Here is a 14643-nt window from a genome sequence, read left to right on the forward strand (position 1 = left end):
AAATAAGCTGCCCCCGGGGAGGAGAAACCAGATGAACCACAGCGACTATGCCATATCCGTTGACAACCTGCACAAAAGCTTCGGCCCCCTTGAGGTGCTCAAGGGCATCAATTTTGCGGCTAAAAAAGGGGAAGTCATCTGCCTGCTGGGCAGTTCCGGCTCGGGGAAAAGCACCCTGCTGCGGAGCATCAACCTCTTGGAGATCCCCCAGCAGGGGGATGTATATATCGCCGGGGAGCTTATCCGCATGCAGGGGGAAGGCGACAAGCGCCGGGCCGGGGACAAGGCCCAGATCAACCGGATCCGGGCCAAGCTGGGCATGGTATTTCAGAATTTCAACCTCTGGACCCATATGACCATTCTCCAGAATGTCATGGAAGGGCAGGTCCAGGTGCTGGGCCGGACAAAGGTCGAGGCCAGGGACACCGCCCTCAAATACCTGGTAAAGGTGGGGGTGGCCGACAAGGCCGATGCCTATCCCAGCCAGCTTTCCGGCGGCCAGCAGCAGCGGGTGGCCATCGCCCGGGCCCTGGCCATGGACCCGGCGCTGCTCCTCTTTGACGAGCCCACTTCGGCCCTGGACCCGGAGCTCGTCCAGGAGGTGCTCCAGGTCATGCGGGCCCTGGCCGCAGAAGGCCGGACCATGCTTATCGTCACCCATGAGATGGAATTTGCACGGGAGGTTTCATCAAGAATTGTTTTTCTGGACGCAGGAGAAATAACCGAAGACGGCCCGCCGGAAACGGTTTTCACCCATCCCGCCACAGACCGTTTCCGGCAGTTCATCACCATGAACCCCTCAGCACTGAACTAACACCTAACTTTCACCGGATAGGAACGCAAGGAGGCAGGGCCCGGAAATCCGGGCAAAGCATAGACGCAGAAAAAAGACACCCATAACACAAACACAAGGAGTAAATCATGAAAAAGATTGTTGCTTATCTGATGTTCGTACTGTTGATGACCGCAGGTTCCGCCATGTCCATGGACAAGGTGAAAATTGCCAATGAAACCGCCACCCCGCCCTTTAATTTCGTGGACGGGAACGGGAAGATACAGGGCTTTGACGTGGAGATCGCCGCGGCCCTGTGCGATGTCATGGGTGTTGAAAAAGTAGATGTCATCCAGGACTGGGACGGGATGATCCCAGGCCTTTTATCCAAAAAATTCGATGCCATCATCTCGGATATGTCCATCACGGAAAAACGCAAACGGGTGGTCAATTTTTCCAGCTCCTACTACGATGAAACCGGCCTGTTCATCGGCCGGACAGCAGATAATTTCAACTTCAGTGCCGCAGGCCTCAAAGGAAAGAAAATCGGGGTACAGCGGGCCACCACCTGGGCCAACTACATCAAAGGGGTTTACGGAAAATCCGTGGAGATCAAGTATTACGACACCCCGGCCGGCCAGGTGCTGGACCTTAAATCCGGGCGGATCGACCTGGTGCTGGCCTCGGACATTTTCGTAAACAAGACCCTGGCCGATCCCGAAAACAAAGGCCTCAAACAGATGGGCACCCCGGTCACCGACCGCAAATACATCGGTGAGGGGGTTGGCATTGCCATCCGCAAAGAAGACAGAGCACTTCTCGAATCCTTCAATAAGGCCCTGGCCGAAATCAAGGCCAACGGCACCTACGATAAAATTTACACCAAATGGTTTAAATAAGATTTAAAGGTGCGGCCCGGCAGCCATGGACCGCACCATCCCACAAGGGAGGTTGCGCGTGATTGATCTTTACGGATACGGCGGTGCACTGGCAGCCGGCACCGCAGGCACCATAAAAATAATGATGATGTCCCTGGCCGTGGGCCTGGTGTCCGGTATGGCCGGAGCCGGGGCCAAACTTTCCGGCGTCAGGCTCCTTGCCTGGTTCACCGATGCCTGGACCATTGTCATCCGGGGGGTGCCCGAACTGATTCTCGTCCTTTTTGTCTATTTCGGCGGTTCCACCCTCATCAGCGGGCTCGCCGGCCTGATGGGATATGAGGTCTATGTTGACATCAATCCCCTGGCCGCAGCGGTCTTTACTTTGGGCCTGGTTTACGGGGCCTATGCCACCGATGTTTTCAGGGTTTCCATTCTGGCTGTGGCCAAGGGGGAGCTGGAGGCGGCCCGGGCCATCGGCATGGGCCGGGCCAAGGTTTTTTTCAGGATCCTATTTCCCCAGATCTGGCGGTATGCCCTGCCGGGCCTGGGGAACCTGTTTATGATCCTGCAAAAGGATACGGCCCTGGTATCGGTGATCGGGATGAATGAACTCATGCGCAATGCGGCCCAGGCCGTGGCCAATACCCGCAAACCCTTCACCTTCTACATCACTGCCGCCCTGATCTACCTGGGCATAACCACAATCACCACCGTGGTGCTCCATTTCCTGGAACAGCGGGCCAACCGCGGTGTGGCAACGGTGTCATAATGGATATTGAACTGATCAAAGAATGCCTGCCCCAGCTCATTGACGGCACCCTTTTGACCCTGAAGCTGGTGGCGGTGACCATGGTGGCCGGCATCATACTGGCCGTTCCCCTGGCCCTGATGCGAAATGCAAAATCAAAACTCTTAAGCCTGACGGCCTACGGATATATTTATTTTTTCAGGGGGACCCCGCTCCTGGTCCAGCTGTTTATCATCTATTACGGGTTTTCCCAGTTTGAATGGATCCGGGCATCGTTTCTCTGGACCTTTCTGGGGGACAGCTATTGGTGCTCGGTCATCGCCTTTACCCTGAACACAGCCGCCTATGCCGGAGAAATCATCCGGGGGGCCATCCTTTCGGTGCAAAAGGGACAGATTGAAGCGGCGGTTTCCGTCGGCATGTCCAGATTCAAGATATACAGGCGGATCATCGGCCCCCAGGCGTCCCTCATCGCCCTGCCCGGGTATTCCAACGAACTGGTGCTCATGATGAAGGGAACATCCCTGGCCTCCACCGTGGCTTTGCTGGAGATCACAGGCATCACCCGGAACCTTATTGCAGAGACCTTTATGCCCATTGAGCTCTTCTTTATCGCCGGGTGCATCTACATGATCCTGTCCACGGTGTTTATCTTTATTCTTTCCCTGGCGGAAAAGCGGATGAGCCGGTTCAGGACCCCGGCGCGGTCGGCAGCCTGACAATTGCCCTATTGTTTTTGGCCGGATTTTGGTTTACACCTGACCTTTGAAACGTTCATTTTCTAGTGAAAACGGGGGGAAACCATGAATGTCTGCGTCGAAGGGAATGTACTGGAAGAGCTGCTGGGACTGCTGAGCCTGGAAAAAATCGAAGAAAACATCTTCAGGGGCCAAAGCCAGGACCTGGGCTACGGCAATGTTTTCGGGGGCCAGGTCCTGGGCCAGGCCCTGTCTGCGGCCTCCCGGACGGTTGACAATCAGCTTGCCGCCCACAGCATCCACGGTTATTTCATGCGGGCCGGTGATGCCGCCCTGCCCATTGTCTATTCAGTGGATCCCATCCGGGACGGCCGGACCTTTTCCACCCGGCGGGTCAAGGCCGTGCAAAAGGGACGGGCCATTTTTTCCATGTCCGTTTCATTTCACAAAGGCGAAGCCGGATACTCCCACCAGGACCCCATGCCCGATGTCCCCGGCCCCGAAGGCCTGGAGTCTGAACTTGCAATGGCCCGCCGCCTGGCCAAGCATATCCCTAAAAAAATCCTGGAAAAACTGCTCTGCGACAAACCCATTGAAATCCGTGTGGCCAACCCGGTAAACCCCTTTGACCCCAAACCCATGCCCCCCAACAAATACGTCTGGTTCAGGGCCATCGGAAAGCTCCCGGACGATCCAGCCGTCCACCGGTATATGCTGGCTTATGCCTCGGATTTCCACCTGGTGTCCACCGCCCTTTACCCCCATGCCAAAACCTTCTGGTCTCCGGACATGCAGGTGGCCAGCCTGGACCACGCCATCTGGTTCCACCGGGACTTCCGCATGGACGACTGGCTGCTGCACGCCACCCGCAGCCCCTGCGCCGACAATGGCCGGGGACTTAACTTCGGCGCCGTGTATACCCGTGAGGGCAAACTGGTGGCGTCCGTGGCCCAGGAGGGGCTGCTTCGGCGTTTAGACTAATCCTGAACCCATGCGGTGATCAGATAAGCTGGCTGCGGATGAGCCGGGCCAGCCGGTAACCGACCATGGCGATGCACTCTGCATCCAGAATTCTTTCCACATCCGGCCGGAAGAGGACCGAACAGGTGGCGGGAAACCCCTCTTCGGCACCATTGGCCAGTACCAGCATGGGCATTTTTGGCAGGGCATTGATTTCCAGGGCCAGATCGTAGTTCAGGGAGATGCCGGGCACAGCGGCATTGAGGGACCGGAACGCTTCCGGCCCGAGTGGCAGGCGGCCGGCCAGCGCCTGGGAAATCACCATTTCCACATTGTCCCTGAAATAAACGGTGAGGGGGCCGGAATCCTTAAGGTCCCTGAATCCGGTCCAATCCTTTTTTTCTCGGGGCCCGGGGCCTTCGGCGGACCGGTCCCGGGCCATGATCAGGTACCGGCAGAGAATGGCGCAGGTATCGTATTCCGCTTTCCGGCCGTCCCCGTCAACAATGCCTGATGCAGATATGCGGCAGGGCCGGTTAAAATACTGAATTTCAATTTCCTGACCTTCCGGCCCGGCAACCACCCGGCCGCCGGTCAGGGGAGCCAGGGCCTTAAAATCCATTCCGCCCACCTGCCGGAGATATTCCTTATAATGCTGCTCAAATACCGGGGAAACCAAAGACATAACCGCCTCCGCAAAAAAGAATATATATATTGGGCAGAGTCTACATGGTGGAAAATGGGAAATCAAGAACCTTCCACGGCGGAAAGGCGGGGGGTTAGCCTATTGGCGTGGTGTCGTTTTCCAGTTCACCCGGATGTCTCTTCCCATCAACAAGGCCCTTTTTCTTTTTCACCACCCCTAACCAGATGGTCCGGATCATATTCGCCAGGACCAGGAGGATGATCCCCCCCAGGATCCCCCAGGCTGCCGCATCGAACTGCGCTTTTCCTGCGGCGGCGGCATAGGCATAGGGCAGAACCGTGTTAAACAATACCACCAGGCCCCAGCCCATCACCTTGTGCCAGGCCAGGGCCCGACCGGCCAGGGAGTTGATCAGCCGGGCGGAACCAGCGACAAAGGCGGGCACCGTCACCATGTCCATAAAGAGAAAGATCTGGGCATCAATTCCCCGGCTTTCCAGGAGGTCCCCGAAAATCTGATATTTGAGGATGTCATAGATCCATAGGAGAATAACCCCGCCGAGTTCATGGGACCGCCGGATTCTGAAATTCACCTATATATTATCCTCAACCACATGGAAGGCGATCCTGGAGCCGGTGACGGAACTTCTGCCGCAGTGAAGGAAGGAGACCATCCAGACCCCCTGGGCAAAAAGGATCATCCAGGGGGTCCACAGGGCCGTGATGCCCGTGCGCACATCCACCGCCGCCGTAACCGACACCGGTGAAAAGACCAGCATCAGGCCGATATATCCCACGGCAACCAGGGCCATGATCTGGTAAATGGAAAACTTGCGGTCGCCCCGGTAGTCGGCCCTGAAGAACTCGGAGACCACCCGCCAGACCTGGGTGACCACCATGGTTTCGATAAGCGCAGCGCCTGCCATGCCCTCCAGAAAAAGCCAGGTCCCGGCCAGGCCGGACAGGGCATAGAGGACGGCAGTAATGATCTGGATGGGGATCATTTTTTTCCCCTCCATATGGGCGGCATAGGCAACCTTTTTAGTGGCACCGGTGAATACCACATTGAACTTTGAAAAGAGTTTCTGCACCATTGGGGAACACTGACAAAGGGGCTTGCCGTAGCAGCAGCCGAAACTGAGGCATGCCAGCCGTCCCAGGGATTCGCCGAATGTATACCCGATGCTGATGCAGGCCATCATCACGGCTACAGGCACATGGAATTCCACCACCGGCCCCAGAAAATAATTCACCAGGCCGATGATCCAGGGAGCCGTTACCGCACCGGCAAATACGGCGCCGCCCACGGTGAAGGTGCCGGTCTTTTTTTCCACGATCCTGGCGATGATTTTTGAAGCCGGTATGGTTACGGCCAGAAGAAGCACGGTGATGAGCAGCAGAATCTGCATGGGAATCCCGGCGGCGGCCGCCAGGACAACGGCCATAACCACGCCCAGGGTATAGGCGTTTGCAGAGAGCAGGCCGTACCAGGTCAGGTTCAGCCCCGTCCACTGGCCGCGGCCGCATTTTTCCATGGGCAGGGCCGCCACCATCTGCCACCGTTCCCTGGGGAGGGTCCGAAACCCCCATCCCAGTACAATTGAGACGGCCAGGCCCAGGCTTGAAACAAAACATAAATTTGATGACGGAATATCCATTCTTGCTCTCCTCTGTCTGTTTTAAAATACTTCCGGTACCGTCCTGTCCCGCTCCGCCCCGGCAGGCAGCCCTGCTGGCTGACCTCCTGCCGTACCGGTGGCGATGACCTCACGGACCATGACTTCTGTTTCCACCAGGGGACGGCCGAATCCCATGGAAAAACGGCTGCGGGCATCTGTCCGCTGCTGGTTTTCAACCAGGTCCCGGGAAACCCCCACCCTATTTTTCTGAAAAACCAAAATGGTGGTGGAAGAGCCCGGCCGGAAAAGGCTTTTGGGGCATCCTTTTTCCAAAAACAGTCCAGGCACCACATCCTCAGGCGCCTCATACCGGTTACGGCTGTAACACTGGACGATGCGGCCGATCATCATGGCCACCACCTCCACCATGGCCACCAGCCCCACCCCGGTTCCCCCGGGAACATCGGTGTCAATAATGGTGACCACCCGCCGGTTTTTGGAATAGGGACTCACGGCACGGACCACGGCACCGGGATTGCAGGAATGGAAACAGCCGTCGATTTCATAGATATCCGCCACCCGCCCCGCCACCGGGGTATGGTTGTAGTGGTACTTATCCGGAGTGAGTCTGGAAACCGAGAAATCCCCTTCCCTGAAGGCGTCCAGCCATTGGGGTTTATCCGCCCCCAGCAGTTCGGTAAACTCAAAAAATTTATCCTTGATGAACAGGGCGCGGTCCCTGGCAAAGGAGCCGGAGAGCAGCCGTGCATCGGCCGGGGCCACCACGGCCGAGGCCGCCTTTGGCATGGGCCGCAATTCCCAGTACCGGATCTGGCGCTCAAAAATCTTGCGGTAGGTATCCAGGCTGTCAATCCCCTGGGCAGATTCGGTCAAATCAATGCCGTAGTCCGCCAGGAATACAGCCGGGTCCCTGGGGGGACGCCTGAAGGGCAGATCGTAGGAAACGGCGCCCACCAAGGCGGTCATTCTCGGGGAGACCAGCATGTTGAAAAGAATTCCGGCATTTTCCCGGACTGACGAATAGATGGCATTCACAATGGGGTCCCCTTTCAGGGATTCGGTGCAGACCGCCCTGGTGGCGCGGTGAATGTATTGATGTTCCATAATAAAGCCTCTTTATCAAAGGGACCGGTCCCAAGCATCCATTCCCCGGCCCGCAGCAAGAATAATTAAACAGATCAGCCGCTGCAGATCCGGCGGCCCGGCAGTGCCGTCCACAAAGGCCCGGTGTACGGACTTTAAAAAGGCAAGGATATCCCCGGTACCCAGAATCTGTTCCATGGCCCGGCCCAATGCCGTATCCCTGTACCTGGCCCAGAGGTCCATTTCTTCAAACACCTTTTCCAGACGGTCAAAGCCCTGGCGGATGTGGGCATTTCTCAGGGTGTGGGCGTAATACTCCTCGGCACGGGCATTAAAAACCCGGCCGTTCACTGACATCGGACGGCCCGCTTGCCGGGCCGCCGGGACGCCCCGGGCCATGATGCCCCGGGTGAGCCGCCCCCAGGCCGTATTGGCCTCGGGGCTGGCCAGCCTTTTTTCCAGGTCGTCCAGAAGGGGACCGAATTTAAAGGCTTCCAGCAGGTCGGCACCGTCGGCCCGGATCATCCGGATCAGGGCCAGCCGGTACTCGTTGACAATGACCCGGGTGTATCCCGGATACCGGCGGCTGGCTCTTGTTTTTTCCGTTTTTTTGAGGATCTGCATCAAAAATTTGTTACGGGTCCGTGTTTTGACGAAAAACGTCGGATTCCCGATGGCCGAGCAGAAAAATGCCTGCCGGCGCTCACTCTCCACGGCCGGGGCATCGGGAATAATCCCGTGGCCCACCGTTTTTGAAAAGATGTATTTCTGGGCCAGGGCCGTAATCAGCAATTGAAGATCCGCGGCACCGCCCATATCCGCCATGATGTTTTCAAAAACCGAGAAATAGCGGTGTTCAAATCCCGAATACCCCATCTGGTGAAATTTTCTCAGGCGGACCAGCTGGTACAGCGGCATGCGAAGATCAAACACCCCCATTTCGGTGAGGTCTTTTCTGAGGCGGTCTTCACTGTCCGGGCGCCCGTTCAGGGCCGGGCTCTCAAAGGTGCTCATCACCGAGGTAAAATAGTCAATGAGCCGGCCGTCGGGGATAAAATCCCCTTTTAAACGGAAAATCCGGCTGAGCATTTTATCCAGCCAGACCGGGCCGAAGGGGGTGACGGATTTGCCCATGACCTGGATATCCGCCTTTTTCTTCCACCGCCGCCAGATCATCCTCAGGTGAGTGTGGGTGAGTTCATGGGGCAAAAAGCCCAGCACCCTCTCCGGATGGAAATCCTGGAATTCCATCCGGGTGGGGGCGGCGGAATAGGTCCCGGCAAACAGGGGCAGAAAATGCTCGCAGATCTTTATGGCCAGGTCGCCTGAAAATTTTTCATCCCCGGCGGTCAGTGCGGCGTCCGGATCGGCCATCAGGCGGCCCAGCTTCATGCTGCCCATGCTCACGTGTGTGCCGTTGTTGGCCAGGCTCACATTGGAGGTATTGGGCATGACCACCAGGTTGGAGGTAATGATACCGGCCTCTTTTAGCCGGCTCACCCCGTTAATCTGGCTCCGGGACAGCACCTTATGGCAGAGGCTCATATATTCCTTTTTATCCTCCCCCCGGTCCCATCCTGACAGGCAGGGGCTCATGAACAGCTCCCGGTAAAAGGCATCCGACACCAGGTCGTTGAGGCGCTTCTGGTCCCGGGGCGGGGTGGCGGAAAAATAGACGTTGACTTCCTGCCCGTTTTTTTTCAGTTCAAAGACCTGGCCGGCATAGTCGGTCAGGGCCTGGGTGAGCAAAAACCGAATCAGGGTTTCTCCGGCCAGTTTTGAGCCCAGTCCGCCGGAGGTATCAGCCTTCACCGGATAAAAGGAAAAGAGTTCAGGGGACGTATTGTCATTGGAAAAATGGTTCAGCATTTTCCCGCCCCAGTGCCGGACCTGGGCCGGGATATGGTCACCCTCGCCCAGCACCTGGGCCAGGGCAAGTTTCAACAGATAAGAGACCGGAATTCTGACCTGGGGTTCCCCGGCCCGGTCAAAGACAAAATCCGCTGCATCCTTGCGGTAGCCTGAGCCGGGATTGGATTTGTCCGCCTTGAGGTCCTGGTTGAAAACCTGGTTGGCAAGGGGATTGAGCACATGGCGGGGAAACCTCACCCAGGAATTTTCCCAGACCCGGCCGTCTTTTTCCTTGAGAAACCGTTCCAGGGCCGTTACCCGGGATTCCGGGGTATCACCGGCGTCGGCCTGTTTCATCAGATTTTTATAGTAATTTGAAGATTCGATCCGCCGGGCCAGGTCCACATCCTGCCGCCGGCCGGAAACCACGGCCTGGAACTCGTTTTCCGCCCCTGCCGTGGCATCGCCGCAGCAAAAAGGAAGGGTCCGGAGGAATTGGTCCGGAGATGCTCTGTCAATGCCCAGTGCGGACGAAATATGGTCAATGCGGCGCCCGTCGTCCATGGACGGCGGGCAGTTTTCCCGGTGGTTACTTAATGCGGCTATCATGAAATTTCCATTGTCTTTCAGGTTGGCCCAAGGCCGTTTGCAATGGAAACACTATGCACCCGTTTTGTTTTAAAGGTGTTACAGGAATGCTAAACTTGAATGAAACCCCAAAGGGCTTCCGTTGATTCAGGTGTTGAATATCCGGCCCAGGGGCGCCGTCACCTTTGGGATGAAAATCGATTTTCCGGGACAGACCGCCCTGCCCCGGAAAACCTAAAAGCAAAGATTAAGGAAGAGGGGTATCGGTATAGGCCACACCGGCCTCTTCGGAGGAATAGAGTTTGAGTGGCTTGCCGTCCCGCACATCGCCCACCCAATTGGGGTTCAACAGCATGGATTTGCCGGAAAGTACCAGGTCGGCATCGGCCATGGCAGTCTCTGCCGAGGCCCTGTCGTGGACCTTGCCGCAGACAATTATGGGCAGTTGCGTCACGTCCCGGGTCAAAGCCGCCATGGTTTTGTCGGTGCCGAACGCCTTTTGCGCGGCGTCGTAGCAGGAGACGGATATGGCGTCGATGGGCTCCTGGGAGAAAAGCCGGATCATTTCCTGCCATTCATCCTTGTCCTTGAACAGGGAGACATCCATGTCGGCAATGCCCCAGTTGGAAACCCGGACCACCAGCAGCTTATCAAAGGGGATTTCCGGCCGAACCGCCTGGATCACTTCGTGGATGAAACGGAAGCGGTTCTCCATGCTGCCCCCGTAGTCGTCCCTGCGCTGGTTGGAATAGGCGGAGAGGAACTGGTTGAGCAGGTAACCGTGGGCGCAATGGATTTCTATGCCGTCGAATCCCGCTTCAACAACGCCCCGGGCCGTTTCCACAAAGCCGGCGATCACATGGTCCATGTCGAAACGGGTCATTTCCTTAGGCTGGTCATAGGCATTGCCGGTCATGGGATTGATTTGCTTTGGGGCGACCGGGCTGGGGGCGATGATCCGGTTGGCCGGGTTCACCCCTTCATAGGCCATGCGGCCGCAGTGGAAGACCTGGCAAAGGGACACCGCCCCGTGGCTGCGGATCTCTGAGGTGACCTTTTTCCAGGCATCCACCTGGTCCTGGTTGAGGATCCTGGACTGGCCCGGGTAGCCCTGCGCGCTTTCATAGTCCGTGACAATGGCTTCGGTATAGACCAGGCCGGCCCCGTTTTTCGCCCGGGTCACCAGAAAATCCAGAACATCCTGGCGGGGGATGCTGTCCCCTGCGGCGGACATCCGGGTCATGGGAGCCACCCCTATACGGTTTTTAAAGGTAAACTCGTTAATGGTATATTCAGAGAACAATGAATCGGTCATGACTCTCTCCTTTTAAAATTTTATTTTCTGTCTTAAGGCCTTTGTCTTTGAATGTCTGGCCTTGGACTCCAGGCGCCGTTTCTTCGAGGCCCGGGTGGGGCAGGTCGGTTTGCGTTTTCGCGGTTCCTTCACCGATTCCCGGATCAGAACGGCAAGGCGGGCCAGCCCCTCGGCTTTGTTTTTCTCCCGGGTGCGGTGATTCTGGGCCTTGATCACAATCACCCCGTCCCGGGTAATGCGCCGGTCATTGAGGGCCATGAGCTTGGCTTTATAGACCCGGGGCAAATCCGAGGCCGTGATATCAAAACGGATATGAACGGCGGAGGAGACCTTGTTCACATTCTGCCCCCCGGGCCCCTGAGCCCTGATGGACTGGATGGTGATCTGGCTTTCTGGAATGGATACCGTATTTGAAATTCTCAACATAGATGCGACCTGCCGCCTTTTCCTGTCTTTGGAGTCCTATGATACCATTCAACAAGCTAAGACGGGTTCAGAGCCATGTCAATGTGGGGGATGCCGTCCTCTATATAGGGGGTGGAAACCACGCGAAATCCATGGGATTTATAAAAGGAAGTCAGGTACTCCTGGGCCCCGATTTCGATCTTCATTCCGGGCCAGGTGAGGCCGGCAATTTCAACCGCCTTATCCACCAGTCTGTGGGCCAAACCTCCGCCCCGGAATTCTTTATGCACCGCCACCCTGCCGAAACTGACCCCGTCGTAGGAAAGCCCCGGCGGCAGTATTCTCAGATAGGCGGTCATGATCCGGTCCGGCACATAATGCCATAGATGACGGGTCTCCCCATGCTCGTCCTTGCCGTCCAGTTCCGGATAGGGGCAATTCTGCTCCACCACAAAAATGTCTGTGCGCAACCGCAGCAGATCGTAAAGTTCCTTTGTTGTAAGCTCTCTGAAACGCCTCAGCTGCCAGTTGTCTTTCATTTTGTTTTTCCTTTTGTGTCAATGATTCAGGAGCCGCCGGGCCCAGGTACGGACATGGAAGCGGAAAAGCCCGGGCTGTTCCATATGAAGCAGGTGCCCGGCACGGCCCGCCACCACCACATCCCCGTCGGTAAACCGGGAAGACAGGCGAAGCGCATCCTCATACCCCACAGAGACATCATGGCGGCCCAGAAGCATGAGAGCAGGACCGTCGTAGGCCGATCCCCGGTCAGGATCCCGGGAAAACTCCGTATCCCTGATCCGGCGCATCAGCCGTTGATCCGCTAAATCCAGGGAGGGATGGATATGGGTGAGATACTGCTCCCAGACCGCCTGGATCTGTACGGTGATGAACCCCTCCATGGCGGTCAGCGCCTCAGGGGGGAGGGCCTCTATAAACCCGGGATCCCGCTCACAGCATTTGAACGGCGGCAGGGTCCGGGCGGACCGGCGGAACCGGATCACGGGGCATAGCAGCATCATCCCCTTTACCCGCCCGGGCATCTGGGCGAGCACTCCCCTGGCAAGATAACCGCCGTAGGAATACCCGGCAATGGCAAAGGCCCTGTCTGGCCCCAGGCAGCGGTCGATGAACCTGAGGACCATTTCAAGCATATCATCGGAACTGAGGATGTCGGGATGGGTCTGGGACTGCCCCATGCCGGGCAGGTCGAAATAAATCCGCTCCAGTCCGGGGACATCCGCCAGTACCGACTCCATTCCGGACCTTATGGACCGGTGATCCACACCGTAACCATGGAGGCAGACCAGGGGGAGACCCTGCCCCAGGGATTCGTGAAAGACGGAAATACCGGCGATTTGTGTATACATATTAAGGAATCAGCCCTGTCTGAAAATCATAATATAAAGGTCATTGTTTTCATACCGTTTTATATCTGGTTATCCTGTTCAAGACAAGACCGACTCTTTTTAACTGAAAAAGGGGAAAACAAACCCAAAAGCACCGGAGCATTATGATTTTTTCATTGCAGAATTGTCATCGTTAGTTATTTTTGGTTATTTTTAGATTTTTTTCAATAAATTCAAAACATTTAAGTTGACAAAGAATAACCATGACGATAGAAGGTCACCATTGAGTTTCGGATAATGAAGGATGTTGTTTCTCAAAACAAACCCCATCTCCTTGGCAAACATTATCCAGCCGCCTGTCCGTTCCGACCCTAACGGACAGGCGGCGTTTTTTTTGACGCAGGCCTCAGACGAGCTTTCCTTCTTTTACCTTAATGATGCCATCCACCAGGACCCATGATACATCCGAGGCCCGTGCCGTATACACCAGGGCGGAATAGGGATCGTACATGGGGGTCATATGGGGTTTTGACCGGTCGATAATAATGATATCCCCAAGCTTTCCCGGCTCAATGGTGCCGGTGACGAGCCCCAGCCCAAGAACCTGAGCGCCGTTAACGGTGGCCATTTTCAGGCAGGTCCGGGCATCCATGACACAGGGATCCAGGGCCGCCACCTTGTGCAGCTTGGCCGCCGTATCCATCTCACCGAAAATATCAAGGTCATTGTTGGAGGCACACCCGTCCGTGCCCAGGGCCACGGTAATGCCGGCATCCAGCATTCCGGGCACCGGGGCGATCCCCGAAGCCAGCTTCATATTGGACTCCGGGCAGTGCACGATGCCGCATCCCCGTTCCCGGATGATCTCGATATCCTTTTCATCCACCCATACCGCATGGACCAGCAGGGTCTGTTCATCCAGGATTCCGAGGCTGTCCAGCCAGGCAACCACGGAGCTGTCCCCAAGCTCCCGGATCAATTCCGGTTCGTTCCGGGTTTCATTGACGTGGATCTGAAGAAGGGCCCCGTTTTTTCTGGCCGCAGCCTTGGCCGCCGTCAGGGTCCCTGCGGAACAGGTGTAGGGAGAATGGCAGAACAGCGAGGGCGTCAAACGGGGAGAGAGCGCTTTCACCGCCGCCACATAGGCTTCAGCCGCCCGGATATTCTCCTTGGGATCCGGCACCCCTGGGGCGGGGAAATCAATGATGCCCTGGGCGGCCACCGCCCTGATCCCGCTGTCGGCCATGGCACGGGCCACATGGACCTCGTGAAAATACCCGTCGCAGCAGGTGGTAATCCCCCCCAGCAGCATCTCCCGGCAGGAATGGCGGGTCCATTCATATACGGATTCAGGGGTGACCTCTGCCGCCTCCGCCGGAAAAATATGCTCATTCAGCCAGACGTCCAGGGGCAGATCATCGGCCAGTCCCCGGAACATGGACATGGGGGCGTGGGTGTGGGCATTGACCAGCCCCGGCATGATGATGCCTCCCTGGGCATCAATGATCTGTGCATCCCCGCCCTTGCCCACGCTCTCAGCCGGTCCGCAGTCAATAATCTTGCTATCCTTAATCCGCACCGCCCCGTTTTCCACCACAGGCAGTCCCTCCGCCATGGTCAGCAGCATACCGTTGCATATCAATATCTCTTGTTCCATATTCAGCTCCTTTATCATCAAGCAATCCAGTCTCTGGACTATAGCCGCAAT

The 14643-nt window shown here is 56.8% G+C and carries 15 protein-coding genes; 5 read left to right on the forward strand and 10 right to left on the reverse strand.

Going from position 1 to position 14643, the window contains the following annotated elements; genetic code table 11:
• Nucleotides 1-31: 31 nt before the first annotated feature.
• From HUN04_09895 to tesB, 5 genes are all read left to right on the forward strand, one after another.
• Nucleotides 32-814 (forward strand): amino acid ABC transporter ATP-binding protein, encoded by a 783-nt coding sequence (locus HUN04_09895; protein WDP90003.1) that lies wholly within the window; start codon nt 32-34, stop codon nt 812-814.
• A 107-nt stretch (nt 815-921) separates the two neighbouring features.
• Nucleotides 922-1671, forward strand: coding sequence for a transporter substrate-binding domain-containing protein (locus tag HUN04_09900; protein WDP90004.1), 750 nt, complete (start codon nt 922-924; stop codon nt 1669-1671).
• Nucleotides 1672-1696: 25 nt separating this feature from the next.
• Nucleotides 1697-2422 carry an ABC transporter permease subunit gene (locus HUN04_09905; GenBank protein WDP90005.1) on the forward strand — a complete coding sequence of 242 codons (726 nt, stop codon included), beginning with the start codon at nt 1697-1699 and terminating at the stop codon, nt 2420-2422.
• Nucleotides 2422-3120, forward strand: a complete 699-nt coding sequence (locus HUN04_09910) for an ABC transporter permease (GenBank protein ID WDP90006.1) — start codon at nt 2422-2424, stop codon at nt 3118-3120. The genes HUN04_09905 and HUN04_09910 overlap by 1 nt, the downstream gene beginning before the upstream one ends.
• 84 nt (nt 3121-3204) lie before the next feature.
• The gene (tesB, locus tag HUN04_09915) at nt 3205-4080 is read left to right on the forward strand and encodes an acyl-CoA thioesterase II (GenBank protein WDP90007.1); all 876 of its coding nucleotides are present in this window, start codon (nt 3205-3207) and stop codon (nt 4078-4080) included.
• A 19-nt stretch (nt 4081-4099) separates the two neighbouring features.
• Here the strand turns inward: tesB and HUN04_09920 are convergent, their stop codons facing one another.
• The 10 genes from HUN04_09920 to HUN04_09965 all read right to left on the reverse strand — a co-directional run bounded on the left by HUN04_09920 (nt 4100) and on the right by HUN04_09965 (nt 14592).
• On the reverse strand, nt 4100-4744 hold the full coding sequence (locus HUN04_09920) for a DUF3786 domain-containing protein (GenBank protein WDP90008.1): 645 nt from the start codon (nt 4742-4744) through the stop codon (nt 4100-4102).
• A gap of 94 nt (nt 4745-4838) precedes the next feature.
• Nucleotides 4839-5297, reverse strand: a complete 459-nt coding sequence (locus HUN04_09925) for a hypothetical protein (protein WDP90009.1) — start codon at nt 5295-5297, stop codon at nt 4839-4841.
• The gene (locus HUN04_09930; GenBank protein WDP90010.1) at nt 5298-6362 is read right to left on the reverse strand and encodes a prolipoprotein diacylglyceryl transferase; all 1065 of its coding nucleotides are present in this window, start codon (nt 6360-6362) and stop codon (nt 5298-5300) included.
• 21 nt (nt 6363-6383) lie between these two features.
• Nucleotides 6384-7448, reverse strand: coding sequence for a phosphatidylserine decarboxylase (locus HUN04_09935; GenBank protein WDP90011.1), 1065 nt, complete (start codon nt 7446-7448; stop codon nt 6384-6386).
• Between the two features lie 15 nt (nt 7449-7463).
• Nucleotides 7464-9887, reverse strand: a complete 2424-nt coding sequence (locus tag HUN04_09940) for a hypothetical protein (GenBank protein ID WDP90012.1) — start codon at nt 9885-9887, stop codon at nt 7464-7466.
• A 226-nt stretch (nt 9888-10113) separates the two neighbouring features.
• Nucleotides 10114-11181 carry an NADH-dependent flavin oxidoreductase gene (locus HUN04_09945; GenBank protein WDP90013.1) on the reverse strand — a complete coding sequence of 356 codons (1068 nt, stop codon included), beginning with the start codon at nt 11179-11181 and terminating at the stop codon, nt 10114-10116.
• A 12-nt stretch (nt 11182-11193) separates the two neighbouring features.
• Nucleotides 11194-11607: an aminoacyl-tRNA hydrolase gene (arfB, locus tag HUN04_09950; GenBank protein ID WDP90014.1), complete on the reverse strand. Its 414-nt coding sequence runs from the start codon at nt 11605-11607 to the stop codon at nt 11194-11196.
• 56 nt (nt 11608-11663) lie between these two features.
• A complete protein-coding gene (locus HUN04_09955) occupies nt 11664-12125 on the reverse strand; it encodes a GNAT family N-acetyltransferase (GenBank protein ID WDP90015.1) in 462 nt (153 codons plus the stop codon).
• Between the two features lie 18 nt (nt 12126-12143).
• A complete protein-coding gene (locus HUN04_09960) occupies nt 12144-12956 on the reverse strand; it encodes an alpha/beta hydrolase (protein WDP90016.1) in 813 nt (270 codons plus the stop codon).
• 385 nt (nt 12957-13341) lie between these two features.
• On the reverse strand, nt 13342-14592 hold the full coding sequence (locus HUN04_09965) for an amidohydrolase (protein WDP90017.1): 1251 nt from the start codon (nt 14590-14592) through the stop codon (nt 13342-13344).
• Nucleotides 14593-14643: the final 51 nt, after the last annotated feature.

It is taken from the genome of Desulfobacter sp., from assembly GCA_028768525.1.
Taxonomy (GTDB): domain Bacteria; phylum Desulfobacterota; class Desulfobacteria; order Desulfobacterales; family Desulfobacteraceae; genus Desulfobacter.

Coding starts and splice junctions, on each gene's coding strand:
- HUN04_09960 (WDP90016.1), bottom strand. CDS start 12,956: ATGTATACACAAATCGCCGGTATTTCCGTCTTTCACGAATCCCTGGGG.
- HUN04_09905 (WDP90005.1), top strand. CDS start 1,697: ATGGACCGCACCATCCCACAAGGGAGGTTGCGCGTGATTGATCTTTAC.
- HUN04_09895 (WDP90003.1), top strand. CDS start 32: ATGAACCACAGCGACTATGCCATATCCGTTGACAACCTGCACAAAAGC.
- HUN04_09900 (WDP90004.1), top strand. CDS start 922: ATGAAAAAGATTGTTGCTTATCTGATGTTCGTACTGTTGATGACCGCA.
- tesB (WDP90007.1), top strand. CDS start 3,205: ATGAATGTCTGCGTCGAAGGGAATGTACTGGAAGAGCTGCTGGGACTG.
- HUN04_09930 (WDP90010.1), bottom strand. CDS start 6,362: ATGGATATTCCGTCATCAAATTTATGTTTTGTTTCAAGCCTGGGCCTG.
- arfB (WDP90014.1), bottom strand. CDS start 11,607: ATGTTGAGAATTTCAAATACGGTATCCATTCCAGAAAGCCAGATCACC.
- HUN04_09965 (WDP90017.1), bottom strand. CDS start 14,592: ATGGAACAAGAGATATTGATATGCAACGGTATGCTGCTGACCATGGCG.
- HUN04_09940 (WDP90012.1), bottom strand. CDS start 9,887: ATGATAGCCGCATTAAGTAACCACCGGGAAAACTGCCCGCCGTCCATG.
- HUN04_09910 (WDP90006.1), top strand. CDS start 2,422: ATGGATATTGAACTGATCAAAGAATGCCTGCCCCAGCTCATTGACGGC.
- HUN04_09935 (WDP90011.1), bottom strand. CDS start 7,448: ATGGAACATCAATACATTCACCGCGCCACCAGGGCGGTCTGCACCGAA.
- HUN04_09945 (WDP90013.1), bottom strand. CDS start 11,181: ATGACCGATTCATTGTTCTCTGAATATACCATTAACGAGTTTACCTTT.
- HUN04_09920 (WDP90008.1), bottom strand. CDS start 4,744: ATGTCTTTGGTTTCCCCGGTATTTGAGCAGCATTATAAGGAATATCTC.
- HUN04_09955 (WDP90015.1), bottom strand. CDS start 12,125: ATGAAAGACAACTGGCAGCTGAGGCGTTTCAGAGAGCTTACAACAAAG.